The sequence below is a fragment of the Streptomyces sp. AC1-42W genome, assembly GCF_003248355.1.
Lineage (GTDB): Bacteria > Actinomycetota > Actinomycetes > Streptomycetales > Streptomycetaceae > Streptomyces.
The window spans coordinates 14,577-38,348 of record NZ_QKWY01000003.1; the positions used below are offsets into that span (position 1 = coordinate 14,577).

21 protein-coding genes are annotated in these 23,772 nt (G+C 71.5%); 14 read left to right on the forward strand and 7 right to left on the reverse strand.

The genetic code is table 11. From position 1 onward, the window contains the following. The first annotated feature begins 119 nt into the window (after positions 1-119). Complete coding sequence (locus tag DNK56_RS32865; RefSeq protein WP_111339724.1) at positions 120-866, forward strand: DUF5131 family protein; 747 nt, start codon at positions 120-122, stop codon at positions 864-866. 48 nt (positions 867-914) lie between these two features. Here the strand turns inward: DNK56_RS32865 and tcmP are convergent, their stop codons facing one another. After that, positions 915-2,081, reverse strand: coding sequence for a three-Cys-motif partner protein TcmP (gene tcmP, locus DNK56_RS32870; RefSeq protein WP_111339928.1), 1,167 nt, complete (start codon positions 2,079-2,081; stop codon positions 915-917). 432 nt (positions 2,082-2,513) lie between these two features. Beyond that, positions 2,514-2,858 carry a hypothetical protein gene (locus DNK56_RS32875; protein ID WP_111339725.1) on the reverse strand — a complete coding sequence of 115 codons (345 nt, stop codon included), beginning with the start codon at positions 2,856-2,858 and terminating at the stop codon, positions 2,514-2,516. 208 nt (positions 2,859-3,066) lie between these two features. Here DNK56_RS32875 and DNK56_RS32880 point away from each other — a divergent pair, with 208 nt between their 5' ends. Then, positions 3,067-3,582, forward strand: a complete 516-nt coding sequence (locus DNK56_RS32880) for a hypothetical protein (protein ID WP_111339726.1) — start codon at positions 3,067-3,069, stop codon at positions 3,580-3,582. Between the two features lie 547 nt (positions 3,583-4,129). Here DNK56_RS32880 and DNK56_RS32885 read toward each other — a convergent pair. After that, positions 4,130-6,250, reverse strand: coding sequence for a bifunctional serine/threonine-protein kinase/ABC transporter substrate-binding protein (locus DNK56_RS32885; RefSeq protein WP_111339727.1), 2,121 nt, complete (start codon positions 6,248-6,250; stop codon positions 4,130-4,132). A gap of 6 nt (positions 6,251-6,256) precedes the next feature. Then, positions 6,257-7,057, reverse strand: a complete 801-nt coding sequence (locus tag DNK56_RS32890) for an ABC transporter substrate-binding protein (RefSeq protein ID WP_111339728.1) — start codon at positions 7,055-7,057, stop codon at positions 6,257-6,259. Between the two features lie 28 nt (positions 7,058-7,085). Here DNK56_RS32890 and DNK56_RS32895 point away from each other — a divergent pair, with 28 nt between their 5' ends. The 12 genes from DNK56_RS32895 to DNK56_RS32950 all read left to right on the forward strand — a co-directional run bounded on the left by DNK56_RS32895 (position 7,086) and on the right by DNK56_RS32950 (position 18,947). Then, positions 7,086-7,946 carry a RimK family alpha-L-glutamate ligase gene (locus DNK56_RS32895; RefSeq protein ID WP_111339729.1) on the forward strand — a complete coding sequence of 287 codons (861 nt, stop codon included), beginning with the start codon at positions 7,086-7,088 and terminating at the stop codon, positions 7,944-7,946. Then, positions 7,943-8,953 (forward strand): N-acetyl-gamma-glutamyl-phosphate reductase, encoded by a 1,011-nt coding sequence (gene argC / locus DNK56_RS32900; RefSeq protein WP_111339730.1) that lies wholly within the window; start codon positions 7,943-7,945, stop codon positions 8,951-8,953. Before DNK56_RS32895 ends, argC begins: the two co-directional genes overlap by 4 nt. Continuing rightward, positions 8,950-9,777, forward strand: coding sequence for a [LysW]-aminoadipate kinase (locus DNK56_RS32905; protein ID WP_111339731.1), 828 nt, complete (start codon positions 8,950-8,952; stop codon positions 9,775-9,777). The genes argC and DNK56_RS32905 overlap by 4 nt, the downstream gene beginning before the upstream one ends. Continuing rightward, complete coding sequence (locus tag DNK56_RS32910) at positions 9,774-10,862, forward strand: M20/M25/M40 family metallo-hydrolase (protein ID WP_158558571.1); 1,089 nt, start codon at positions 9,774-9,776, stop codon at positions 10,860-10,862. Before DNK56_RS32905 ends, DNK56_RS32910 begins: the two co-directional genes overlap by 4 nt. Beyond that, entirely contained in the window at positions 10,859-11,587 is a 729-nt protein-coding gene (locus DNK56_RS32915; protein WP_111339733.1) for a sulfotransferase family protein, read from the forward strand. The genes DNK56_RS32910 and DNK56_RS32915 overlap by 4 nt, the downstream gene beginning before the upstream one ends. A 75-nt stretch (positions 11,588-11,662) precedes the next feature. Continuing rightward, positions 11,663-12,913, forward strand: a complete 1,251-nt coding sequence (locus DNK56_RS32920; RefSeq protein WP_111339734.1) for an MFS transporter — start codon at positions 11,663-11,665, stop codon at positions 12,911-12,913. 68 nt (positions 12,914-12,981) lie between these two features. Further along, positions 12,982-13,257 (forward strand): phosphopantetheine-binding protein, encoded by a 276-nt coding sequence (locus DNK56_RS32925; RefSeq protein ID WP_158558570.1) that lies wholly within the window; start codon positions 12,982-12,984, stop codon positions 13,255-13,257. After that, positions 13,254-14,780, forward strand: coding sequence for an AMP-binding protein (locus DNK56_RS32930; protein WP_158558569.1), 1,527 nt, complete (start codon positions 13,254-13,256; stop codon positions 14,778-14,780). Before DNK56_RS32925 ends, DNK56_RS32930 begins: the two co-directional genes overlap by 4 nt. Further along, positions 14,780-16,081: a condensation domain-containing protein gene (locus tag DNK56_RS32935; protein WP_111339737.1), complete on the forward strand. Its 1,302-nt coding sequence runs from the start codon at positions 14,780-14,782 to the stop codon at positions 16,079-16,081. Before DNK56_RS32930 ends, DNK56_RS32935 begins: the two co-directional genes overlap by 1 nt. Positions 16,082-16,142: 61 nt before the next feature. Then, positions 16,143-16,718, forward strand: coding sequence for an adenylyl-sulfate kinase (gene cysC, locus DNK56_RS32940; RefSeq protein ID WP_241990209.1), 576 nt, complete (start codon positions 16,143-16,145; stop codon positions 16,716-16,718). Beyond that, entirely contained in the window at positions 16,715-17,647 is a 933-nt protein-coding gene (gene cysD / locus DNK56_RS32945; RefSeq protein ID WP_111339738.1) for a sulfate adenylyltransferase subunit CysD, read from the forward strand. Before cysC ends, cysD begins: the two co-directional genes overlap by 4 nt. A gap of 1 nt (position 17,648) precedes the next feature. Further along, on the forward strand, positions 17,649-18,947 hold the full coding sequence (locus tag DNK56_RS32950; protein WP_111339739.1) for a sulfate adenylyltransferase subunit 1: 1,299 nt from the start codon (positions 17,649-17,651) through the stop codon (positions 18,945-18,947). Here the strand turns inward: DNK56_RS32950 and DNK56_RS32955 are convergent. From DNK56_RS32955 to DNK56_RS32965, 3 genes are all read right to left on the reverse strand, one after another. Further along, positions 18,941-19,777, reverse strand: coding sequence for a helix-turn-helix transcriptional regulator (locus DNK56_RS32955; RefSeq protein ID WP_241990210.1), 837 nt, complete (start codon positions 19,775-19,777; stop codon positions 18,941-18,943). The two genes, DNK56_RS32950 and DNK56_RS32955, sit on opposite strands and share 7 nt — an antisense overlap. Before the next feature lie 20 nt (positions 19,778-19,797). Next, entirely contained in the window at positions 19,798-21,225 is a 1,428-nt protein-coding gene (locus DNK56_RS32960) for an MFS transporter (RefSeq protein ID WP_111339741.1), read from the reverse strand. A 163-nt stretch (positions 21,226-21,388) separates the two neighbouring features. Beyond that, a complete protein-coding gene (locus tag DNK56_RS32965; RefSeq protein WP_241990211.1) occupies positions 21,389-23,722 on the reverse strand; it encodes an ATP-binding protein in 2,334 nt (777 codons plus the stop codon). Positions 23,723-23,772: the final 50 nt, after the last annotated feature.

A 23,772-nucleotide genomic window follows, 5' to 3' on the forward strand; every position in this document is an offset into this window, starting at 1 on the left:
GACTGAATGCCGGCATATGCACCCCGGTACTCCCGTGGGGACGGCATCGTTAGGCAGCACACCGAGATCGCCTGCCACAGGGTGGCCTCGGGGATCTGAGGGGGAGGAAGAGGAATCCGGTGAGTAACCGCAGCGCCATCGAGTGGACCGAGGCGACCTGGAACCCCACGACCGGGTGCGACAGGGTCTCCTCCGGTTGCGACAACTGCTATGCCCTGGCACTTGCGAAACGGCTCAAGGCCATGGGCGCGCCGAAGTACCAGCGGGACGGGGATCCGCGAACGTCCGGCCCGGGGTTCGATGTGACGCTGCATCCGGACTCCCTGCGCATCCCGTACGAGTGGAAGGCACCGCGGGTGGTGTTCGTCAATTCGATGTCGGACCTGTTCCACGCCAGGGTGCCGTTGGACTTCGTCCGCCAGGTGTTTCAGGTCATGGCCGATACGCCGCAGCACACCTACCAGGTGCTGACCAAGCGGGCGCGGCGCCTGCGCCAGCTCGCACCGAAGCTGGACTGGCCGGCGAACCTCTGGATGGGCGTCTCTGTCGAGTCCGAAGCCGAACTGCCGCGCGTCGACGACCTGCGCCGGGTGCCGGCTGCCGTGCGGTTCCTGTCCTGCGAGCCGCTGCTGGGGCCTTTGTCCGGACTGGACCTGGAAGGCATTCACTGGGTCATCGCCGGTGGCGAGTCCGGCCCGAACCACCGGGGCCTGGACCAGGCGTGGGTGACGCAGATCCGCGATGCCTGCCAGGAGGCCGACGTGGCGTTCTTCTTCAAGCAGTGGGGCGGGCGCACCCCGAAGGCCGGCGGCCGGCTCCTGGAGGGCCGCACCTGGGATCAGATGCCGCTGCCCGTCCCGGCCTGACACACAAAGCAGAGGTGGCCGGGCCCGAGACGGGCCCGGCCACAGCGGTCAGGCGGACAGAACGCCGGGAGCGACGGTGATCTCCCGGGTCCGCTTCACGCCGACGCCGTTGCTGGGAGTTTTACCCTGCTGGTGCAGGAGCCGTACCGCCTGGCGCGCCACAGGTTCGGTCACCTGCCCGTAGTAGGACCCGAAGATCTCCAGCGTGTGGTCCACCAGCTTCACCGGGCGCCGTGTCCGCAGCAGCAGCTTCTCCAAGTTGTCCGCGATCTCCGGAAGGGCCCTGGCCTCGACTTCCTTCGGATCGGGCGCCAGCGAGAACAGCGCGTCCTCCTCCCTTTCCTCCAGCTCCTCCCACCACGTGGCGCGTGCCCGGGCAACGGCGTCGCCGAAGACCCACAGCCCGTACGGGCTGCGGGTGGCAAACACCAACCGGTACACGGCACGCTTGCGCGGCGAGTGCGACACCGGAACCGACTGCACGACCATCCCCGTGCGGCGGGCAAGCCGTCGAGCGTACTCGGCCGCCACCGCCTCGATGGCGTCCTCGGCCGCACCGTCCCTGCCGTGGGAGGCGACCGCGTCGGCGAAGTACTCGCGCCACCACGTCCCGCCACACACATCGTCGAACCTCTGCAGTGACTTCTCGTTCCCTTTCGGGGAACGGACGTGGCCGCCCAGGCGCCACACCGCCATCATGCTGAAGTTCATCAGCAGCTCCGTCGCCGGCCGCTTCTGCGGGCGCTTGCGCGCGAGCACTTCCACCAGGCGGTCCTGGGGCAGAACGAGCCCGCAGGGGTCCAGGAAAAGAAACAGCGGCTCCCGCACGGCACGTTCGACGACCTGGTCCAAAACGCTGTCGACCTCGCCGCGGTGGGCGTGAGCCCGCACTCCGGATGCCTGGTACTGCCCGATGACATCCTGCAGCCGGTCGTACGACTTCGCCTGCGCCTCCGAGAAGAAGCACTCCAGCGTCAGCCCCGCCCTGGCCCGCAGGTGCGAGGCAACCCGCAAGGCGATCTCGCCGGAGGCCGGCTGACCGTTCTTGTAACGGCCTTCACCTGCATACCCGTCCAGATAGACCACGCGGCTGTCGTGCGACTGCGTACCCGTCATCCCGCCGAACTGTGGTAGGTACCGCCGCAGCAATTCGTGCTTGAAGACACTGGGCAGTTCCTTGTCCGCCCAGTACTGCCCACCCGTACCCGACGACATCACTGCCCCCGACTCTCTCGTATCCGAGTAATCACAGGTAGTGATGCATGGGGGCGGGCCCGAGCGCAAGAGCACAACCGGGCCAGATGCGAAAGTCTCCATTCATCACCGGGGGTGGAACTGTGGCAAGGCAACATCGAGCGGAAGCGCGGTTAGGGGGCACCGACCCGCTCCGGGTCTCTGCGGGTCGTTTTGTCGGAGGAGCCCTGTGCAAGTACCTCCGCGCACGGAGACCTGCTGTGCTCGCATATGTGCCGTACTGCAGAACGACGTACGGTCCGGCGGCTGCATGCCAATCTCGCACCTGGTCCTTGGAATCTTCGGCCGACCGGAGCACCGCGCCGAACTTTTACGCTTGATCGGGGCCGAGCAGAGCTTGATCGCCTCCACCAATCGTTCCAGCGTGGGAGGCCAGTGGATCGAGAACGCCGTTCAGATGTCCTCTTCGGGGCCGACATGACGAAGGACCGTCTTGTACTCGCCGGAGGAGACGAGTCTGTCGATGACCGCAGCCATAGACGCCACGCCCGGGTCACGAACGATGAGGCCGTCCCAGCACCACCAGTAGTCGCCTTCCGGGGCTCCTGCCTGGCACTGGCGGTCCATGACGCGGTACACCTCGTCGAGCGTGAACACAGTCCCGGACCAGCGTTCGCCGTCCTCACGGACGACCCACATGTCCACGTTGCAGACCTCGTCCAGATCCTCTCCTGCTCCAGGTACGAAACAGATCTCGTATCTATCGCGTTTGACTCGATAGAAGGGCCCGTCCCACATGTTCGCTTCCTCCGTAACACTCGATCCTGCGCCGCCCTAAGATGTGAAGGCCAAGCTCAGGCACGTTAATTCAGTGCTCTGGTCAGATCACGGTGAGCCACCCTCGCGGTCCTGAACGGCCCCTGGCCGTTGCCCGGAGCCCAAGCTCACTCGTTGTCATAGCCAGACCTGACCCGTGTTGAGCCCCGCCCGAAGAGAGCTGCATCCGATGACCCGGCCGCCCCAGACCCCTGACGTCATCACGACCGTCCTCAACGCCGCCGGTGACCTGGCCCCGACCCCCAGCTACATCAACGGCGACGAGTACAGCCAGTGGTACGTCGAGGCCGAGCCGGCACTGCTTCGGGCCCTGGCCCAGCTGGCGCTCGCACAAGGCTCGGACGAACTGGCCGCCCGTCTGGAACGGTTGTCGCATCCGCTGTGCATGGAGCCGCTCGACCCCGTCCTGATGCCGGGCACCATGCCGCAACGATGGTGCGGCACACCGGTCCAGAGGGACGGCGTGCCGTGCGAGGCGCATGTTCCCGAGCGGGCGGCCGAGCTGGGGCGCTGCACCTACGTCAATCCGGCCGGCGAGCGGGCTGCCTTCACTCGCCGGATCTGCCGTGGTGCCCCGGTAGAGGGCAGTGACCGCTGCGAAGTGCATGCCGCGCGCTGCAGGGCCGTCAAGCGCGACAAGAAGGTCTGTAACCGCGTCAAATGCACGATCCCTCAGCACCAGTAGGCGTCCGCCGCAGGCCACCGGCCGGGGCGGGTGAGCATCCTACAGCCGTAACCGTCCCGGCAGTCGGCTGCTCCAGCCGGAATACGGCGACCTGGTGGAGAACGGCGTAGGTCTACCTTGGTGACCGGGCACGGAGTGCCTCTGGGCACAGAGGCTGTTGCCACCGCCCACGGAGCGGCCGCCTTCGCCTTCCACGCAGGCGTGACGGCTACCGCCCTGAAGAGGCGGCGATCGCAGAGATGACCTGGTTCGCCCGGACCAGCCCCCGGGTCTGGCTGGCATCGAGTTCGCTCCTGATCTGCTCCCGGCTCTCCCCCGACGCGCCGGCATTTCCCCGTGGGCCAGCCGGGCAAGAGGCCCCGCGGGCGACAGGGAGCGGGCCGTGCCGCTCGACGCAGTGGATCTCGGGCAAGGCGTAGGGCACCTCGTCGCGGTTGAGCCGGTCGCAGAAGGAGCGCAGGTTCTGAAGCCGGGCGGCCTGGGTGTCATTGATCGGCTTAGACCTGTCAGAACCCGGTGTGCGCCGAGGCGCGCCCGGAGTTCGCCTTCAGACGTTCGTGTACGTCCCCAGCAGGCGGGCCCGGCCGTCCTCGATCCGGTAGAGGAAGATCCCGTCGTCCTCGTACCGGACCCGTCGCACGGCGTCGAAGGACAGTGTCCGGGTGATCCCCGGGTGGGTGGTCAGGAAGAGGCGCTGTGCCATGCCTTCGCGCTCCGCCCCGGTGGCGCTGGTGGTGCGGGCCGCGCGGGCGATCAGCCCGACCGCGTCGTACGCCTCGGCAGCCCAGCGGGCGGGTGCGGTGCCGTAGCGCTTGCGATACGCGGCGGTGAACGCCTTCGCGGCCGGGACCGCCGCCGGGTCGCTGTACGCCTGGGCGAACACCCAGCCCTCGGAGGCCTTCCCGGCACCCTTGAGGAAGGCGGGTGCCAGGACCGGCCCGGTGGACACGCGGGTTCCGGTGAATCCGGCGGCTGCCAGGGCGACGGCACAGCGGGCACCCCGGGCCGGGGACGTCGAGGCGAGGACGACGGCGTCCGCGTTCCCGGCGACCACCGCACGGGCCGCCGGGCCGAAGTCCTCGGTGTCCGCCGCGACCGGGTGCACGATCACCTCAACGCCTTCGGGCGGGGGATCGCGGAAGGTCTTCGTGCTGGCCCAGGCACCCTTGATATCGGCGTGGTCCTCCACGATCGCCACCCGGTCGGCGGGACGGACCTGGAACACGTAGCGGGCGATACCGATGGGCAGCGCGCTGTCGAGGGGGCGGGCCACGCAGAGCGTGTGCGTGGCCGACCTCTCGGCGGTGGTGGTCCCGGCCGAGACGACGACCTGGGCGAGGTCGGCCTTCTCGTAGCGCTCGACGACGGACGCGGCGAGGACGTCGCCGGTGGGGCCGACGACGGCCAGCACCTCCGGGTCGGCGGCCAGCCGGTCTGCGGCCCGGAGCGCGCGGGTGGGGTTCCCGGCGTCGTCCTCGGTGCGCAGGGCCAGCCGGAAGGGGGCGTCGGCGCGGGCGTTGTGGTCGTCGACGGCGATCCGCATGCCCCGCTGGTGCGCGAGGCCGGCTGCCCGGCCCGGTCCGGTGAGGTCCGCGTGCAGGCCGATGGTGTGGGTGGGCGGGGTGCGGGTGGCCTGGGGCGCCCCGGCGCCGGGGCGCCGCACCGTCGTCCGTGCCGCCACCGCGCCGCCCGCCAGCAGAATCCCCGCCGTTCCGGCGATCAGCACGGTCCGCCGGGCGGGTCGGGGCGGGACGGATTCCCCGACGGTGGTGGGCGGTTCCGGGGCGGTGACGTCGAGGGCGGCGGCGGAGCGGGCGGCGATCAGCGCGGCCAGTCCGGGCGGCGCCCAGGCGCCCGGGTCCTCGCCGGGTGGTGTGGCGAGGAGCCGGGCCACGTCCCGGGCCGTGGGCCGGTCCGCCGGGTCCTTCGCCAGGCATGCCTCGACGAGCGGCAGAAGGGCGGGCGGCAGGCCGTGCAGGACGGGTGGCTCGTGCACGGTACGGAACAGGACGGACGCGGCCCCGCCGTCTCCGAACGGGCGGCGGCCGGTCGCCGTGTACGCGAGGACACATCCCAGGGCGAAGACGTCGCAGGCGGGTCCGGCTCGCCCTCCCGATGCCTGCTCGGGAGCGAGATAGCCGGGGGTGCCGATGACGGCGTCGGTCGCGGTGAGAGCGGTGGCGCCCTGGTGGCGGGCGATGCCGAAGTCGATGAGCCGGGGCCCGTCGAGCGCCAGGAGCACGTTCGCCGGCTTCACGTCGCGGTGGACGAGACCGGCTTCGTGCACCGTGTCGAGCGCGTCGGCGAGGCGGGCCCCGAGCGCGCGGACGGTCGCGGGCGGCAGGGGGCCTTCGGCGAGGACGACCTCGGCCAGCGAAGGGCCCGGTTCGAACACGGTGGTGAGCCACGGTTCACGGGCCTCGGTGCCGGCGTCCGTCACCGGGACGACCCAGGGGCCGGTGACCCGGCGGGCGGCCTGGGCCTCGCGCCGGAACCTGGCGCGGAAGCCGGGGTCGGCGGCGTGTTCGGCCCGGATGACCTTCACGGCCACGAGCTGCCCGCCGGACGTTCGGGCCAGGTACACGACGCCCATGCCACCCGCGCCGAGTCGCGCCAGGACGCGGTGGGTGCCGACGGTCCGGGGGTCGTCCGGGGTGAGGGGTCGCATACCGGGTCAGTTCTTGCTCGTGGCCAGCGGGCCGAGGTAGCGGAACGTGCCGCCGCGAACACCGTGGAGGTGGGCTGCCTGGCCCTTGAGCCGGTTGCCCTCACCGAAGGCGTAGTCGCGCGAGATGCCGTGGTACGAGGAGGCTGCGATCTTCGCGACCAGGTCGGCCCGTGCGGGAGGCCGGTTCTTCCCGGAGCGGGCGGTGAGGGCGGCGAGAACCAGTCCGGCCGCGTCGTACGCCTCGGCGGCCCAAAGAGCGGGGGCGGCGCCGTACTTCTTCCGGTGCGCCGCGGCGAACTGCTTCGTGGCAGGGGCCGTCACCCCGATGCAGGGCGAGACGAACTCCCAGCTCTCGGCGGCGGCCCCGGCGTCCTTCAGGAAGCGGGCGCCCATGGCCGAGTGCATGGCCATGCGGGGGCCCTTGTAGGAGGTGGCGGCGAGTGTCCGGGCGGCGCGGGCTGCCCCGGCCCGGTCCCCGGCGTGGAAGAAGGCGTCGCTGTGGTGTGCGAGCAGGTCGGCGACGACCGGGGCGAGGTCACGGGTGCCGGCGGGCACCACGCGCGGGTAGGTGGTCCCGTCCGTGGAATTGACGACGATCCGGTTCAGGAAGTAGCCGGTCAGGTATGCGGACTGGCCGCCGGCCCGGTCGACGAGCACGCCGAGCCGTTGCACGTCGGGCCGGAGCACCAGCCGGTTGCGGATCGGGTACGCCAGCGCGACGTCGGACGGGACTGCCTGGAAGAAGGACCTCATGGACCGTACGGCGAAGCTGAGCTGCTGGGACGAAACGGTGACGAGCGGCAGCATCGCCTCGTCGTAGGTTCCGACGGGGCCGGTGCCGGTCGGAGTCCTGCTGTCGACCGTCCGCTACGAGGAGCGGCGGCTCCTGTCCGAACTGGAGCACCGCGAGATCCCGGTGGTCCGGCTGGACGCCCGCACCATGTCGTTCGGGCCCGCTGACACCGGGGGGCTGCGGGGGATGACGGTGCTCAACCGTGAGATCTCCAGCCAGCGCGCGGCGCTCGCGGCCGAGTCCCTGGAGGCGTTCGGGGCCCGGCCGCTGAACGACGCGTCGGCGACCCGGGTCTGCGGCAACAAGTGGTCCACCTATCTGCGGCTGACGCGGTCCGGTGTGCCGACGCCGGTGACGCTGCTGGCGCCGACCCCCGAGACCGGCAGGGCGGCCATCGCCGCGGTCGGCTACCCCGCCGTGGTCAAGCCCCTGAGCTCGTCCTGGGGGAACCGGGTCGGCCTGATCACCGACCGGCACGCGGCCGACGCCGTCCTGGAGACCTGTGCCGCGCTGCCGTCGGCGGTCGCGAGAACGGTGATCGTCCAGGAGGCGGTCCGGCCCGGCTCGCCGGACATCCGGGGCATCGTGGTCGACGGTGTCTGCCTGGGCCTGATCAGCCGGTCGGGCGGCGACTGGCGGAACAACGTGGCCCGGGGGGCGACGGTCGAGCGGCTCGCGCCGAACGAGGAGCTGCACCGGCTGTGCGTGCGGGCGGCCGCCGCCGTGGGCGCGCGGATCGCCGGGGTGGACCTCGTGGAACGGGCGGACGGGGTGCACACGGTGATCGAGGTGAACGCGCGGGTGGAGTTCCAGGGATTCGAGCGGGCGACGGGTGTCGACGTCGCCGCACACATGGTCGAGGTCTGCACGGCCGGGACGACCGAGGTGAGGGAACCGGTATGAAGCGCATCGCAGTTGTGGGCGGCAGAGGGTTCGTGGGGGGTGAGCTGCTGCGCCTGCTCGTCCACCATCCCGGGGTCGAGGTCGCCGCCGTGACCTCCGACACGCATGCCGGCCGTGCCGTGGAGAACGCCCACCCGCCGCTGCGCGGGAGCGGTCTCCGGTACAGCGGGCGCGCGGATCTGGCCCCCGTCGACCTGGTGTTCCTCGCGGGTGTCCACGGCTCCACGGCGGAGATCCTCGACGACATGGCGGCGCTCGCGCCGAAGATCGTCGACCTCACGGCGGACTTCCGGATCGAGGACGCCGCGCTCATGGAGCGCTACTACGGCTGGAGCCGCCGGGGGGCGCGGGCGAAGGCGTTCGTGCGGGGTCTGCCGGAGCTGCACCGGGAACAGATCGCCGGCGCGGACCGGGTCGCCGTTCCGGGCTGCATGGCCACCAGCGCGATCCTGAGCCTCGCTCCGCTCGCGGCCCGCGGCCTGCTGAAGGACGTACAGGTCGACGCGCGCACCGGCAGCAGCGGCGCCGGTGCCTCCGGCGGCGCCGGCAACTCCCACGCGCTGCGCAGCGGGGTGATGCGGGTGTTCGCCCCCTTCGACCACCGCCACGAGGCCGAGGTGTCCGAGGCGCTCCGGGTCGACGCGTCGATGACGGTGACGGCGACCCCCCAGGTGCGCGGCGTGCAGACGCTGACGAGGGTCGCGGTCGGGGAGGTGACCGAGCGCGAGCTGCTCACCATGTACCGCGAGGACTACGGCGCGGAGCCGTTCGTCCGCCTGGTCAACAGCCCGCGGGGCACCTACCGCTACCCCGATCCGAAGGTGCTGCTCGGCTCGAACTACTGCGATGTCGGTGTCGTCGCCGACCGGCGCGGCAGGGCTCTCGTGATGGGGAGCCTCGACAATCTGATGAAGGGGGCCGCGGGCGGTGCGGTGCAGTGCATGAATCTGATGCTGGGTCTGCCGGAGACGTCCGGGCTGACCTTTCCCGGACTGCACCCGGTATGACCGTGCCGAGGATCGTGGTGAAGTGGGGCGGCAGCCTCCAGGAGAACGGCGGGGCGATCGCGGACGACATCGCCGCCCTGTGGCGTGCGCACCGGATCGTCGTGGTGCACGGCGGCTCCCGGGACATCGACGAGACCGTCGCGGAGCTCGGGCTGTCGCGGCGCACCCTGACGTCCCCGGACGGCATGGTGACGCGGTACACCGACGCGCCGACCCTCTCCGCGCTCATGATGGCGATGCGGGGGCGGACCCAGCCGCGGATCGTCTCGGAGCTGGCGGCGCGCGGCGTCACGGCCGTCGGCCTGTCGGGCATGGACGGGGGCCTGGTCCGCACCGAACGCAAGACGGCGGTCCGCGCGGTGTTCGGCGACAGCGTCCGCGTGGTGCGCGACAACCTCGCCGGCCGGATCGTCGGCGTGGACACCCGTGTGCTGGACGCGCTGCACGCCTGCGGGATGCTGCCGGTCGCGTGTCCGCCGGGCATGACGTCCGGCGGGCAGCCGACCAATGTGGACGCGGACCGGATGGCCTGCGCGATCGCGGCGGCGTGGCGCGCGGACCGGCTGCTGCTCTTCACGGACACGCCGGGCGTGCTCACGGACCGCGACGACCCGGGCTCCACGATCGCCTCGCTGAGCCGGGAGGAAGCCCGGAGCCTGCTGCCGGAACTGAGCGGCGGCATGCGGATGAAGGTCGCCGCCGCGGTGGAGGCACTGGGCGGGGGCGCACAGGCGGTTCAGGTCTGCGACGGCCGGGTCCACGCGCCCGTCGCAGCGGCTCTACGAGGCAGCGGAACCCTGATCGGAAAGGCCGTGACATCTTGACGACTCATCAGGAAAGACCCCGGGAGAGGCGGCTGACCGACCATGACGCGGTCGCGTTGCTGGCCGAGGTGGTGGCGATCCCGTCCGTGTCCGGCAGCGAGCAGAAGCTCGCGGAGCGGTTACGGGACTTCGCGGCCGGATTCGGCGCGGAGAGCCACCTGGACGAGGTGGGCAACGTCCACGCCGTGGTCGGGCGGGGAACGCGTACGGTCATGCTGCTCAGCCACCTGGACACCGTGGCGGGCGACGTCCCCTACGAGCACGGCGAGCATCTCGTCCGGGGTCGTGGGGCCGCCGATGCCAAGGGGGCGCTGACGGCCATGCTCGTCGCCGCGCTCACCAGCCGCCACCTCGGGCTGCGCGTCCACTGGGTGGGCGTGGTCGAGGAGGAGACGCTGTGGTCCCGGGGTGCGGAGTACGTCCGTACGAGCGTGCCCGTGCCCGACGCCGTGATCGTGGGGGAGCCGAGCGGGGCCTCGTCGGTGACCATCGGCTACAAGGGGATGGTCGAGCTGGAGGCGCGCTGCGAGGTCGCGCGCACCCACACCGCGACGCCCGGACCGAAGTCGAGCGAGATCCTGGTCCGCGCTCTCGCCCGGCTCTTCGACAGGTACGGGACGCGGGGGAACGACCGCTTCGGGGACGTAGGGATGGTCGTCCGGGACGGCCGTTTCGAACCGTTCTCCAGTGTGTGCTCGCTGGTGTTCCGCACACCGCCCGGTACGTCGCCCGAGGAGCTGCGGCGCGACGTCGCGGCGGTTCTCGGCGAGGCGGTCGGGGTGTCGGCGGTGTACGACGTCCCCGCCGTCGTGGTGGCGCGCGATTCGGTGTGCGTACGCGCGCTGTCCCGCGCCATCGCGCTCCGGGGGCAGGTGCCGAACCACAAGCTCAAGACCGGAACGAGCGACATGAACACGTTGAGCAGGAGTTGGCGGGTGCCGATGGCCACCTACGGGCCGGGCGACTCCCGTCAGGACCACACCGACGACGAGCACATCCTGATCCGGGAGTACCTCGACGGAACGCACGTCCTGCGGGCCGCCCTGGGCGAGCTGGACAGGACTCTTCCGGAGGCCGCGTCATGACGGATCAGCCGGGTCTGCTGGCCCTGTGGTGCGTGCCGCGGTCGCGGTCGACCGCGTTCGAGCGTGCCATGTACGAGCGCGGCGACCTCCTCGTCGTCCACGAGCCGTTCTCCCGCGTGTGCGACTTCGGCGAGGCCGAGGTCGCGGGCCGTAGCTGCGCGAGCCAGGAGGAGGTGATGACGGCCCTGACCGAGACGGCGGCGGACCGGCCGGTCTTCTTCAAGGACACGACCGACTTCCGGCTCGACCGGCTGGGCGCGAGGCCGGACTTCCTGCGGCGCTGCCGCCATGCGGCGATGGTCCGCAACCCCCGCGACACCGTGCGCTCGCACCTGGTGATGCAGGCCGACGCCACGTCCCCGGCCATGGGGTTCGGGCATCTGTGGGACATCGTCTCCACCGTGACGTCCGCCGGGCATCCGATGCATCTCGTCGACGGCGACCGGGTGGCCGGCGACCCGGAGACGGAGATGCGGCGCTACTGCGCGGCCATGGGGATCGAGTTCCTCGCCTCGTCGCTCGACTTCAGAAAGGAGCCGCCGGCGAGCTGGAAGGCCACGGAACGCTGGCACGCCGGTGCGAGCGAGTCGAACGCCCTGGGCGCCGCCCCGGCCGGGAGGAAGCGGTTCCCGGAGAGTCTGGAGGAGATCGCCCTCGCCTTCGAGCGGGATCAACTCCCCTACTACGAACGGATTACGGCGGCACTGGGCGGAGCCACCCGCTAGGAACCCCGTCGATCATGGCGGGTGCTCGACCCATGGAGCAATGCGTATGCGCAAGGACGACAGAGGAGCGGACACATGACGTTGGGCCGTAGTTTCACCAAGCTGTGGTGGTCGCAGGGGTTGTCCAACCTGGCTGACGGCCTGGTGCTGGCGGCTGTGCCCCTTCTCGCCGTGACGATGACCCGCGACCCGCTGCTGGTCTCGGGCATGACGGTGGCGCAGTTCCTGCCGTGGCTGGTCTTCACGCTGCCGGCCGGGGCGCTCGCCGACCGCATCGACCGGCGTCTCATCATGGTGTGGGGCAACGCGCTGCGCGCCGTCGGGTTCGGTCTGCTCGTCCTGACGCTCGTGGCCGATCTGCGCAGCATATTCATCCTGTACCTCGCCGTGTTCCTCGCGGGGACGGCCGAGACGCTGGTGGACAACGCGGCGCTGACCGTGCCGCCCCGCCTGGTCGAGCGCGGCGACCTGGAGCGGGCCAACGGCCGCCTGTTCGCGACCCAGTCCGCCATCAACAACTTCGTCGGCCCCACGGCGGGCGCCGCCCTGTTCGCCATGTCGGCGATCATGGTCTTCTCCTCCACCGCGGCGCTCTTCGCCCTCGGCGCCCTGGCCGCGTTCACCCTCCCCCGGATGCTGCCCACCGCGAGCGACACCAGCGGTTCCGAGCACACCCCCGGCGAGGTCGTCCGCAGTATCCGGGCGGGCTGGTCCTACTTCTGGAACCACCGGCTGCTGCGCCGGGTGGCGTTCATCTCGGGCTCGATCAACCTGTTCTCCTCCGCCACCGGCGGTCTGCTCGTCCTCCTGGCGACGGGGCCGCTGGGTGTCTCCGCGTCCTGGTACGGCATCTTCATCGCGGTGCCGGCCGTCGGCGCCGTCATCGGCTCGCTGATCGCCGCGAGGGTCGTTCCGGCCATCGGCGGCGGGCCCGTCACCTGGCTCGCGGCGCTGGTGCCCGCCGCCAGCTACGTCGTCCTCGGTGTCAGCGGCAGCGTCGTCCTCTCCGAGGTCGTCATGTTCTTCGCCGCCATCGCCACGGCCCTGAACCAGATCGTGGTGAGCACGCTGCGGCAGGCCGCGGTTCCCGACGCGCTCCTCGGCAGGGTCACCGCCGGATACCGGCTGATCGTGCTCGGCGCCGTGCCGGTCGGCGCGCTGCTCGGCGGCGGGCTGGGCCGCTGGCTGGGCCCGGAGTCCACCTTCGTCGTGTGCGGCATCGGACTCGCCCTCGCCGCGTGCGTGTTCGCCTCGCGGGTGTCGACCCGGGCCCTGCGGGAGGCCGAGCGCGACAACGAGTCCACGACCACCGAACAGATCTCCTGAACACCGCCCCCATGTCCGTGAAGAGCGCGCGGCCACGACCGGCCGAGCAGACGAGAACAGGAGATCCCGTGACCGAGAACCGTGCCGCCGTGTGCAAGGCCGCGTACGAGCGGCCTGCCGACGAGCTGGAGGAGCAGGTCGCCTGCGTCATCGCCGAGGTGCTGGACGTCGACCTGGTGGGCCGGCGCGACAGCTTCTACGACTTCGGGGGCACGTCGCTGGCGGCCATCCGCATCTGCGCCCGCATCGAGCGCCGCCTCGGGCTGCGCGTCGACCCGGCGTGGCTGCTGGAACACGACGAGCTGGCCGACTTCGCCGAGCAGATCCGGCTCGGTGCGGCGTGACCGGGGCGCGGCGCGTGCCGCCGCTGCGCACCGTGCACGCCGCGGTGACCGCGTACGCCGAGCGGGCGCCCCATGACCTCGCGCTCGTGCAGGGCGAGGAGCGCGTCGACTACCGGACGCTCACGGCGGCGGCGAGGGTGCTGGCGGCCCGGCTCGCCGGCTGGGGCGTGCGGCCGGGGGACGTCGTCCCGCTGCTGGTCCCGCGCGGTGTGCATCTGATAGCCGTTCAGCTCGGGGTGCTGATGAGCGGTGCGGCGTACGCCACGCTCGATCCGCGCTGGCCGGCCGGCCGCGTCGCCGCCGTCCTCGACCAGCTCGACGACCCGGTCGTCGTCGGCCTGACCGGTGGCGAGCCGCCGGGCGTCACCCGTACGTTCGACGCCGCGCCGCTGTCCGTGATCGCGGAGGGCGCGGGGCCCGGTCTGCCCGAACCGGTGCGGACCGGGCTGGACGATCCGGCCATGGTGTTCTTCACGTCCGGCAGCACGGGCGTCCCCAAGGGGGTGCTCGTCCCGCACCGTGCCGTCACCCGGATGTTCGGTCCGGGCGGGCTGGACGGATTCGGGCCGGGGCACATCACGGCGCAGGTCGCGCCCGGCGCCTGGGACATGTACGCGTTCGAGCTGTGGGGCCAGCTGACCACCGGCGGCGCCTGCGTCGTGGTCGGCGAGAACCATCTGATGCCCAGCCGTCTGCGCACCCTGGTCGCCGACCAGGGCGTCGACACGGTCTGGCTGACGACCTCCCTGTTCAACCTGATCGTCGACGAGGATCTGGACGCGTTCGAGGGGCTGGGGACGCTGTACGTCGGCGGCGAGAAGCAGTCCCCCCGGCATGTGGCGCTGTTCCTGGACCGCTTTCCGGACCTGCCGTTGTGGAACGGGTTCGGCCCGGCCGAGAACTGCATGCTCACGACGGTGCACCGGATGCGGCCTGCCGACAGCGCCGCGCCCGCCGGCATTCCGGTGGGCGTCCCCGTGCCCCACACGACGGTGGTGCTGCTGCGGGAGGACGGATCGCCCGCACCGCGCGGCGAACGCGGTGAGATCGTCGCGGCCGGTCCGGGCGTGGCCCTCGGCTACCTGAACGACGAGGCGCGGACGAGGGAACGCTTCCCGGTCCTGGAACTGGCCGGCGAGAAGCGGCGCGTGCTGCGCACCGGCGACATGGGCATGGTCGACGACGACGGGGTCCTGCACTACTTCGGCCGCCGCGACCGGCAGATCAAGCTCAGCGGGAACCGCATCGAACTCGGCGACGTCGAGGCGGCCGCGTCCGCGATCCCGGAGATCCGGACCTGCGCCGCCGTCCCGCGCACCGGGCCCGGCGGGACCGTCACCCACATCCTGCTCGTCTACACCCTGGTCGAGGGCGCCGGACCGGCCCCCCGTGACATCCGCAAGGAACTCACCACGAGGCTTCCGGCGTACGCCGTACCCGCCAGGTTCGAGCAGGTCGACGCACTGCCCCTGCGCGACAACGGCAAGGTCGACCTGCGGGCACTGGAGAGGCGCACCGGCTGATGCGTGAGTACCCGCAGACCTTCGAGCAGGAGTCGCTCTGGATCGCCGAGCAGTTCATGGCCGATCCCTCGCCGTTCCTGGAGACGTGGGCGCAGCGCATCGTGGGGCCGCTCGATGTCCCCGCGCTGGAGCGGGCCCTCGCCACGCTGGTGGAACGGCATGCCGTGCTCCGCACCGGCTTCACGCTCGGCGAGCAGGGCCCGGTGCAGTGCGTGGACCCGTCCGGCACGGTGCCCCTGGAGCGCCTTCCGTGGCCCGGCGGCGAGCTGCGCGACACCCTGCGGCGGGCCGGGCAGCGCCCGCTCGACCTGGCCGTCTCACCGGCCCGGCTGACCCTGTACGACCGGGCGCCGGGCGAGTACGTGCTGCTCCTGCAGATCCACCATGTCGCCGTGGACGACGCCTCGCTGGTGCTCCTCGACCACGAGCTGTCGGCCCTCTACGCCGAGGAGGCCGGGGGCGGGCCGGCCGGGCTCGCCCCGCCCGGACTGTCGCTCGGCGAACACGCGGTCCGGGCCCGGAAGGCCGGGATCGCGCCGGACGACCTCGCGTTCTGGGCGGGGTTCCTGGACGGGGCGCCGGCGCTCGCCCATCTCCCGCCGGTGCGCCGTCCACTCGCCGCCCGGCGCGGACCCGTCTGCGCGTGCGTGCGTACCACCGTTCCGGCCGCGCTGGGCGACGCCGTACGAGCGGCGGCACGCGCGCTGCGCACCACGCCGCATGTGCTGATGAGCACCTGCATGGCGTTGACCGCCGCCGCGGTCAACGGTGAGGACGTGGTGATCGGGAGCCCGGTCTCCCGCCGCGGCGAGCCGGATCTCGACGCCGTCTTCGGCTGTCTGACCGATCTCCTGCCGGTGCGGTACCTGGTCCCCGCCACCGCCACGTTCGGCGAGGTGTGCGCCGAGGCGAAACGCCGGTCGCTGGACGTACTGCGTCACCGCAACGTGCCGTACGCCCGCATCGGCGGCGGTGTCACCCGCGAGCGGGGCGTGCTGTCCGGCGAGCACCTGGCCCGCGTCTGCCTCGTCCTCGACCAGGCGCCGAGCCGGCTGGAGCTGCCGGGGCTGCGGTGCGAACGGGTGCACGTGGGCGGGGCATCGGCGAAGTTCGACTGGCTCCAGTACGTCGTCGCGGACGGCGGCGGCTGGGACGTACGGGCCGACTACGCCACGGACTACTTCACCGAGGACGAGGCCGCGCTCGTGCTGCGGCAGTGGCTGACCGCGCTGACGGCGGCCACCGACGACCCCGGTGTGCCGGTGCGCGAGCTGTTCGACCGGCTGGCCGCGCTCGGATGACCGCACAGGTGGATCTGCCGCAGGCGGACGACGCCGGACCTCCGGAAGGGAGAGCGACACCGTGAAGACGGAGCTGCGAACCAGCGTGACCGCGCGCGACTGCGCGTGCGGCGGGACGGTATGGCTGACGGGCCTGCCGAGCTCGGGAAAGACGACGGTGGCCCGCGCCGCGGCCGACCGGCTGCGTGCGGCGGGGCGCCGGGTGGAGGTGCTCGACGGCGACGAATTCCGCCGGACCCTCTCGGCCGGCCTCGGCTTCGGCCGGGCGGACCGGTACACGAACGTCCAGCGCATCGGGCTGGTCGCGGAGGTGCTGGCGCGCAACGGGGTGCTGGTGCTCGTGCCGGCCATCGCCCCCTACGCGGACAGCAGACAGGCCGTGCGGGAGCGTCATGACACCTCGCGCACTCCCTATCTGGAGGTCCACGTCGCCACGCCGCCGGGCGTCTGCGCGGAACGCGATGTGAAGGGGCTGTACGCCAGGCAGGCCGCGGGCGAGCTCACCGGACTGACCGGGGTCGACGACCCCTACGAGCCGCCGCACGCGCCGGACCTGCGCATTCCCGCGCACGAACAGTCCGTCGCCGAGTCCGCGGCGGCGCTGCTCGGCCTGCTGGCGAAGAGGCGGCTGATATGAGTTCCCGCCCCGGCGACCCCTTCGCCGGCCACTGGACCGCCCTCAGTCACCTGGACGCGCTGGAGTCCGAGGCGGTGCACATCCTCCGCGAGGTGGAGGGCGAGTTCGAACGGCCCGTGATGCTGTTCTCGGGCGGCAAGGACTCGATCGTCATGCTGTGTCTGGCGCTCAAGGCGTTCGCCCCGGCCCCGGTGCCGTTCCCGTTGCTGCACGTGGACACCGGGCACAACTTCCCCGAGGTCATCGGCCACCGCGACCGCGTGGTGGCGGAGCACGGGCTGCGGCTGCACATCGCCTCCGTCCAGGAGTACATCGACGCCGGGAAGCTCCGGGAGCGTCCCGACGGCACCCGCAACCCGCTCCAGACGCTGCCGCTCACGGAGCGCATCCGCAGCGAGCGGTTCGACGCGGTGCTCGGCGGCGGGCGGCGCGACGAGGAGAAGGCCCGCGCCAAGGAGCGCGTCTTCTCGCTGCGCGACGAGTTCTCCCAGTGGGACCCGCGCCGCCAGCGCCCCGAGCTGTGGAACCTGTACAACGGCCGGCACGCGCCCGGCGAGCACGTCCGCGTCTTCCCGCTCTCCAACTGGACCGAGCTGGACGTCTGGCAGTACATCGCCCGCGAAGGCATCGCCCTCCCCGAGATCTACTACGCGCACAAGCGGCCCGTCTTCCGGCGCGGCTCCATGTGGCTGACCGCGGGCGACTGGGGCGGCCCCGGCGAGGGCGAGACGGTCGAAACCCGGCAGGTCAGGTATCGGACCGTGGGTGACATGTCGTGCACCGGCGCGGTCGAATCGGAGGCGACGACCGTCGACGGCGTCATCGCCGAGATCGCCGCGTCCCGCCTCACCGAGCGGGGCGCGACCCGGGCCGACGACAGGCTCTCCGAAGCGGCGATGGAAGACCGCAAACGCGAAGGGTACTTCTGAGATGACCACGACCACCGAGCAGGTCGGCGCCACCACCCTGCTGCGCTTCGCGACCGCGGGCTCCGTCGACGACGGCAAGTCCACCCTCGTCGGCCGGCTGCTGCACGACTCCAAGTCCGTCCTCGCCGACCAGCTGGAGGCCGTCGAGCACGCCTCCCGCTCGCGCGGCTCCGGTACGCCGGACCTGGCGCTGCTGACCGACGGGCTGCGGGCCGAGCGCGAGCAGGGCATCACGATCGACGTGGCCCACCGTTTCTTCGCCACCGCCCGGCGCCGGTTCATCCTGGCCGATACGCCGGGCCATGTGCAGTACACCCGGAACATGGTCACCGGCGCCTCCACCGCCGACCTCGCGGTCGTCCTGGTCGACGCCCGCAACGGCGTCGTCAAGCAGACCCGCCGGCACGCGGCGATCGCCGCGCTCCTGCGCGTCCCGCACGTGGTGCTCGCCGTCAACAAGATGGACCTCGTCGGCTACCAGGAGGATGTGTTCGAGCGCATCGCCGGGGAGTTCACCGCGTACGCGGCCTCCCTCGGCGTCGAGAACGTCGTCGCGATCCCGCTGTCGGCACTGGCCGGCGACAACGTCGTCGAACCCTCCACCCGGATGGACTGGTACGGCGGCCCCACCGTCCTCGCGCACCTGGAGTCGGTCGAACCGGGGGACCGGGCGGCGGATGTCTCCTCCCGGTTCCCCGTCCAGACGGTCATCCGGCACGAGGGGGAGCGCTACTACGCGGGCCGGCTGCTCACCGGCCTGCTCCGGGTCGGGGAGACGGTGACGGTGCAGCCCTCCGGCCGCGTCACCACCATCACCTCGCTCGACGTCCTCGGCCGCCCTGCAAGGGCGGTGCCGGCGGGCTCCTCCCTCAGCGTCCGGCTCGCCGACGAGATCGACGTCGGGCGGGGCGACATGCTCACCGCCGGGCCGCTGCCGCCGCGGATCGCCAGGGAGATCGACGCGACGGTGTGCCATGTCGCGGACACACCGCTCACGGTCGGTCAGCGGGTGCTGCTCAAGCACACCACCCGCACCGTGAGGGCGATCGTGGAGGACATTCCGTCGCGGCTCACGCTCGACGACCTCTCCCAGCACCCGCACCCCGGCCGGCTCGTCGCCAACGACATCGGCCGCGTCAGGGTCCGTACGGCCGAGCCGCTCGCGCTCGACTCCTACGCGGACTCCCGGCGCACCGGGTCGTTCCTCCTGATCGACCCGACGGACGGCACCACGCTCACCGCCGGCATGGCGGGCGACGCCTTCGCCCCTGTTCGAGTCGCGGAGCCCCGGCTTCAGTAGCGCCGGTCCTCGCGCAGCAGACGCAGCGACGCCTCGTGCGGGGAGTCCGGTTCGGCGTGGTAGAACTTCAGGATGTTTCCGTCGGGGAGCTGGGCGGACTGGTACATCAGGTCCAGCTCGCCCACGACGGGGTGGTGGAAGAGCTTGGTGCCCTCCACGCAGTTCGCCACGTCCTGCCGGGGCCACAGATTCCCGAACTCGCTGCTCCGGATGATGAGTTCGCCGATCAGCTCGGCGAACCGCCGGTCGTGGCGGTGGGCGCCGGAGATGAAGCGCAGATAGGCGACGTTGGCTTCGGACTCCGTGCGCCAGTCCGCGTAGAGCGAGCGCACCTTCTCGTCGAGGAAGTTCAGCTTGATGATGTTCGGCCGCAGCTCGGGGTCGTCGGTGAGAGCGAAGTCCAGGTGCGGGGCGAGCAGCGAATGGAACAGCGGGTTCCAGCCGACGATGTCGCAGCGGTAGTTGAGCACCGCGGCGGCCACCCCGTCGAGGGATGCCAGGAGCATGCGCGCCGGTACGCCGAGCTGTCCGTCCTGAGCCGGCCTGGGCTGCCCCGGCTGTTCCGCGGAACCGATCTTCAACAGGTAGTCCCGCTCGTCGTCGCTCAGCTCCAGCGCCCGCGCGATCGACAGCAGCACCTGGGGGGACGCGTGGGCGGTGTGGGACTGTTCCAGCCGGGTGTAGTAGGTCTGGCTGACTCCCGCGAGGGCCGCCACCTCCTCGCGGCGCAGCCCCGGTACCCTGCGTGCGCCCCCGGCGGGAAGCCCTCTCTGTTCCGGCTGGGCCCGCTCGCGCATCTGCCGTAGGTAGCTGCCGAGGTTCGCGTTCATGACATGGTCCACCTCTCCGATTATGAGTGGGGCCGGCGCAGTACGAGCCACAGGAGCAGGCCGGTGACGGCCTGGGCCGTGCCGGTGACGGCGATCGCGGTGTGGATGCCGGAGAGTTCCCGGGCGACCGTGGGGGTGCCCGAGCCGATCACCGCCGCGAACACCGCGCTGATCAGCGGGATGCCGATCGCGATGCCGACCTGCTGGCTCTGGGTGGCCATACCGGTGGCCATGCCCTGGGAGTCGGCGTCGGCGGACGACGTGGCGATCACCATGAAGCAGAGCGCGGCGAGCATGGAGAAGAACGCGTTGACGAACTGCGTGACGATGAGCGGCACCAGCCACGCGGGATCGTCCGACGCCCAGGCCCCGAACAGCATGAACGCGCCCTGGAGGAACAGTGACACGCCCAGCAGCGACCGCGGCGACACCTTGTGCAGGATGCGGGGGCCCACCACGCCGGCGATGATCTGCCCCACGCCGATGCCGAGCAGCACCAGCCCGGCGAGCAGGGACGACAGGCCCAGCACGTTCTGTACGTACAGCCCGGTGAAGAAGATCAGCGCGGTCTCGCCGCCGAAGATGAACAGGGCGGCCAGGTTCCCGAAGGCGATGTCCGGCTTCTTCAGAATCCGCACCGGGACCAGCGCGTCGGCCGTACGGCTCTCGACCGTCCAGAACACGCCGAGCAGGACGGCGGCGACGACGAGGCAGGCCCCGGCGACGGCGTCCAGGCCGTTCTCGCCGATCCGGGTGACACCGTAGATCCCGGCGAACATGCCCAGGGTGATCAGCACGGCACCGGGCAGGTCGATCCGGCTGCGCCGCTCCGCCCGGCTCTCGTCCACGACCAGGGGCACGACGATGACGGCCGCGATCGCCACGGGGATGTTGATGAAGAACGCCCAGCGCCAGGACAGGACGTCGGTGAGCACACCGCCGAGGATGGCGCCGACGCTGAACCCGGCGCTCATCATGACGCTGTTGAGGCCCAGCGCGCGGGTGCGCAGACCGGGTTCGGTGAACGCGGTGGTCAGCAGGGCGAGGGCGGCCGGCGTCACAGCGGCGGTGGCCAGACCCTGGAGCGTACGGGCCACGAGGAGCATCGTCGGCGTGTCGGCGACGCCGCCCAGGAGTGAGGAGACGGCGAGGACGATCATGCCGATGGTGAAGATGCGCCGCCGTCCGACGAAGTCACCGACCCGGCCGAGGACGAGGGTGCAGCCCGCCGCGCACAGCGCGAACATCGTGGTGATCCACTGCAGGCTGCCGGTCGAGAAGCCGAGCGAGACCCCGACCTCGGGAAGGGCCACGTTCAGCACGGAGAAGTCGGCGGCCATCATGAACTGGGACGCCAGAAGAACGACAAGGGCCGCCGTCTGTCGGCCGCTCATCTGTACGGTCGGGGATGCCGAGGCCGTCGGCCGCGCGGTTTCGATGCTGGTCATTGCTTCAGCCTGGAGTGCCCGGGACGGGCCAACCAGTCCTCACTTGAGACCATCACCGTCGAGGGTGGCACTGGCAGTGCCACCCTCGACGGCGTACGCGTGGGGCATCCTCCGGAGCGGGCACCGGCATCGGGCCCGCCCGAGTCGTCGCAGCAGCGGAAACTCAGGTGACGGGTGTGACACGAGCTTCGGCGGTCTCGGCGTCGCCCCCTTCCAGCCCGTTGCGCAGGGCCTGGATGGCCTCCATGGCGTTGTCGTCACCGATCTGCTGGTAGACCGCGATGGCACGGCTCACATCGGCCAGCGCGCCTTCGGTCTGTCCCAGCTGACGGCGTACCCGGCCCAGCGCGGCGTACATCTCCGCCTGCCACTGGGGAATGTTCGAGGCCGGTTCCCAGGTGACGGCCGGCTCAAGTGTGTCGACGGCTTCCCGCCACTTCCCCTGCGCGATGTGGAGCAGGCCGATGTCGCGTGCCGCCGATACCCGTGCCATTCCCGCGATCACGGGCGACGTCGAGACAGCCGAGTCGGACGCCAGTGCGAGCCTGTACTTGTAGGCCCGTAGCGCCTCGTCGGGTTTGCCGGTACGTTCGAGTGCCTTGCCCAGGGCGGGCAGCGCGTGCGACAGGAGGCCCACCCGGTCCTGCACGCTGTGGAAGCCTCGCACCGCCCGGGAGGCCAGCGTCAGGGAGCCCTGGGCGTCGTCTGCCCGCAACAGCGCCACCGCCAGGTACGAGTCGGCCCATGCCTGCTGTCGCAGATCCCCGGCCCTGACCGCCTCCGTGTGGGCCCGGCGGGCGCAGCCGATCGCTCCCTCGATGTCGTCGAGGCACTTCTCGTACGCCCAGGAGAGGTAGTTCAGGTGCGTTGCGGCCGCGGCGTGGTCGGCCAACTCGGCGGCGGCGGTGCTGGACAGGGTGAAGACTCGCGGCCAGTAGCCCCAGTGGATCCAGCGGTCGGAGAACCAGTGCATCGCTTCGGCCATGTCGACCACCCGTTGCCACCTTCCGGTGGCGGTGGCCAGTTCCAGCGCGGCGAGCCAGCTGTCGGCCTCGGTCATCAACCATTGCTGTGCGGCCTCGGATGTGTCCAGCCGCACATGGTCGGCCCGGTGCTCGGGGAAGGCCTCGCAGTAGTCCGGTTCGAACCGGCGGCCGGCCGCGATCGCCGTGTCCAGCAGCCAGTCCACCGCTCGCGCCTCGACGGCGGCGCGCTCGGCCTCGGTCTCCTCCCGCTCCAGCCGTCGCCTGGCGAAGTCCCGGATGAGGTCGTGCAGCCGGTAGCGTGCGGTGAAGCCCGACTGGACCAGGCCCAGTTCGACCAGCTCGTCCAGGGCGTCATCCGTCTCGGCGTCCGGCAGCCCGCCCAGGACCGAGGCCAGCTGGGTGCCGCAGTCGGGCCCCGGCATCAGGGAGAGCCGTCGGAAGAGCCGCCGCGCGGCGCCGGACAGCTGTGTGTAGGACAGCTCGAAGGCCGCGGTGATCGTCAGGTCGCCCGCCGTCAGCGCGTCCAGACGGCGTTCCTCGTCCTCGAGACGGGCGGCGAGCCGGTCGGGCGACCAGTCGGGGCGGCCGGCCAGCCGGTTGCCGACGATTCGCAGGGCCAGCGGGAGGTTGCCGCACAAGTGCGCCAGCCTGGCCACCTCGCGGGTGGTGCGGCCGGCCGCGGGCAATCCCGTGATCAGCCGCTCCAGCAGATCGCGGGCTTCCGCGTCGGGCAGGGGCGACAGCGGAAGCCGGACCACCCCCTCCAGGCCCGTGAGCAGCCGGCGGCTGGTGATCACCGTCAGGACTCCGCCGGTCGACGGCAGCAGGGGACGTATCTGGGCCTCGTCCGCCGCGTTGTCCAGCACCACGGCGATCCGGTGCGCGGCCGCCACGGACCGGTACAGGGCAGCCCGGTCGCCGAGATCGAGCGGCAGCCGGCCGTAAGCCGGTACCAGGGTGCGGATCAGCCGTTCCAGAACGACGCCGGGATCGAGCGGCCGTGTGTCGAGGCCCCGCAGATCGACGAAGAAGTGCCCGTCGGGAAACCGGTGCGCCAGCCCGCTGACGGCGTGCACGGCCAGGCTCGTCTTGCCGGCCCCCGGCTGTCCGGAGATCACGACGGTGGGCGCCGGCTCGCCCGGCGCGGTGTCCATGAGCGAGGCCAGCTGGTCCTTTTCCCGGCCGCGGCCGGTGAAGTCGGCCACCCCTCGCGGCATCGCCAGCAGATCCGGGGCCGGTGCCGGGCTGCGGCGCCGGCCGGCGCGGGCGGCCCGCAGCAGTTCGTCGCGGTGGACGCCGGTCAGTCGCAGGGCGTCCGCGAGTGCGATCACGGTGGTGCGCTGCGGCCCGAGGCTCTTGCCGCGCTCCAGGTTGCCGATCGCTCGCACGCTTACTCCGGAAGCGTGCGACAACTCCTCGATGGTCATACGGGCGGCATGCCGAAGGCGCCGTAGGAGCGCCCCTAACGAGCTGTCCAACGTCCACTCCCCGCCGAATATGCGCACGGGCATCCCGTACCCGCGTCACTTGTGCCTGCTGTTGTGCCTGGGCATCGCTCGTG

Bases quoted from the DNA above. Each gene is read 5' to 3' on its own strand.
- argC (WP_111339730.1), top strand. From the start codon at position 7,943: ATGAAGCGCATCGCAGTTGTGGGCGGCAGAGGGTTCGTGGGGGGTGAG.
- DNK56_RS32880 (WP_111339726.1), top strand. From the start codon at position 3,067: ATGACCCGGCCGCCCCAGACCCCTGACGTCATCACGACCGTCCTCAAC.
- DNK56_RS32920 (WP_111339734.1), top strand. From the start codon at position 11,663: ATGACGTTGGGCCGTAGTTTCACCAAGCTGTGGTGGTCGCAGGGGTTG.
- DNK56_RS32890 (WP_111339728.1), bottom strand. From the start codon at position 7,057: ATGCTGCCGCTCGTCACCGTTTCGTCCCAGCAGCTCAGCTTCGCCGTA.
- DNK56_RS32960 (WP_111339741.1), bottom strand. From the start codon at position 21,225: ATGACCAGCATCGAAACCGCGCGGCCGACGGCCTCGGCATCCCCGACC.
- DNK56_RS32905 (WP_111339731.1), top strand. From the start codon at position 8,950: ATGACCGTGCCGAGGATCGTGGTGAAGTGGGGCGGCAGCCTCCAGGAG.
- DNK56_RS32885 (WP_111339727.1), bottom strand. From the start codon at position 6,250: ATGCGACCCCTCACCCCGGACGACCCCCGGACCGTCGGCACCCACCGC.
- DNK56_RS32955 (WP_241990210.1), bottom strand. From the start codon at position 19,777: ATGAACGCGAACCTCGGCAGCTACCTACGGCAGATGCGCGAGCGGGCC.
- DNK56_RS32935 (WP_111339737.1), top strand. From the start codon at position 14,780: ATGCGTGAGTACCCGCAGACCTTCGAGCAGGAGTCGCTCTGGATCGCC.
- cysD (WP_111339738.1), top strand. From the start codon at position 16,715: ATGAGTTCCCGCCCCGGCGACCCCTTCGCCGGCCACTGGACCGCCCTC.
- DNK56_RS32965 (WP_241990211.1), bottom strand. From the start codon at position 23,722: ATGCCCGTGCGCATATTCGGCGGGGAGTGGACGTTGGACAGCTCGTTA.
- DNK56_RS32875 (WP_111339725.1), bottom strand. From the start codon at position 2,858: ATGTGGGACGGGCCCTTCTATCGAGTCAAACGCGATAGATACGAGATC.
- DNK56_RS32950 (WP_111339739.1), top strand. From the start codon at position 17,649: ATGACCACGACCACCGAGCAGGTCGGCGCCACCACCCTGCTGCGCTTC.
- tcmP (WP_111339928.1), bottom strand. From the start codon at position 2,081: ATGTCGTCGGGTACGGGTGGGCAGTACTGGGCGGACAAGGAACTGCCC.
- DNK56_RS32915 (WP_111339733.1), top strand. From the start codon at position 10,859: ATGACGGATCAGCCGGGTCTGCTGGCCCTGTGGTGCGTGCCGCGGTCG.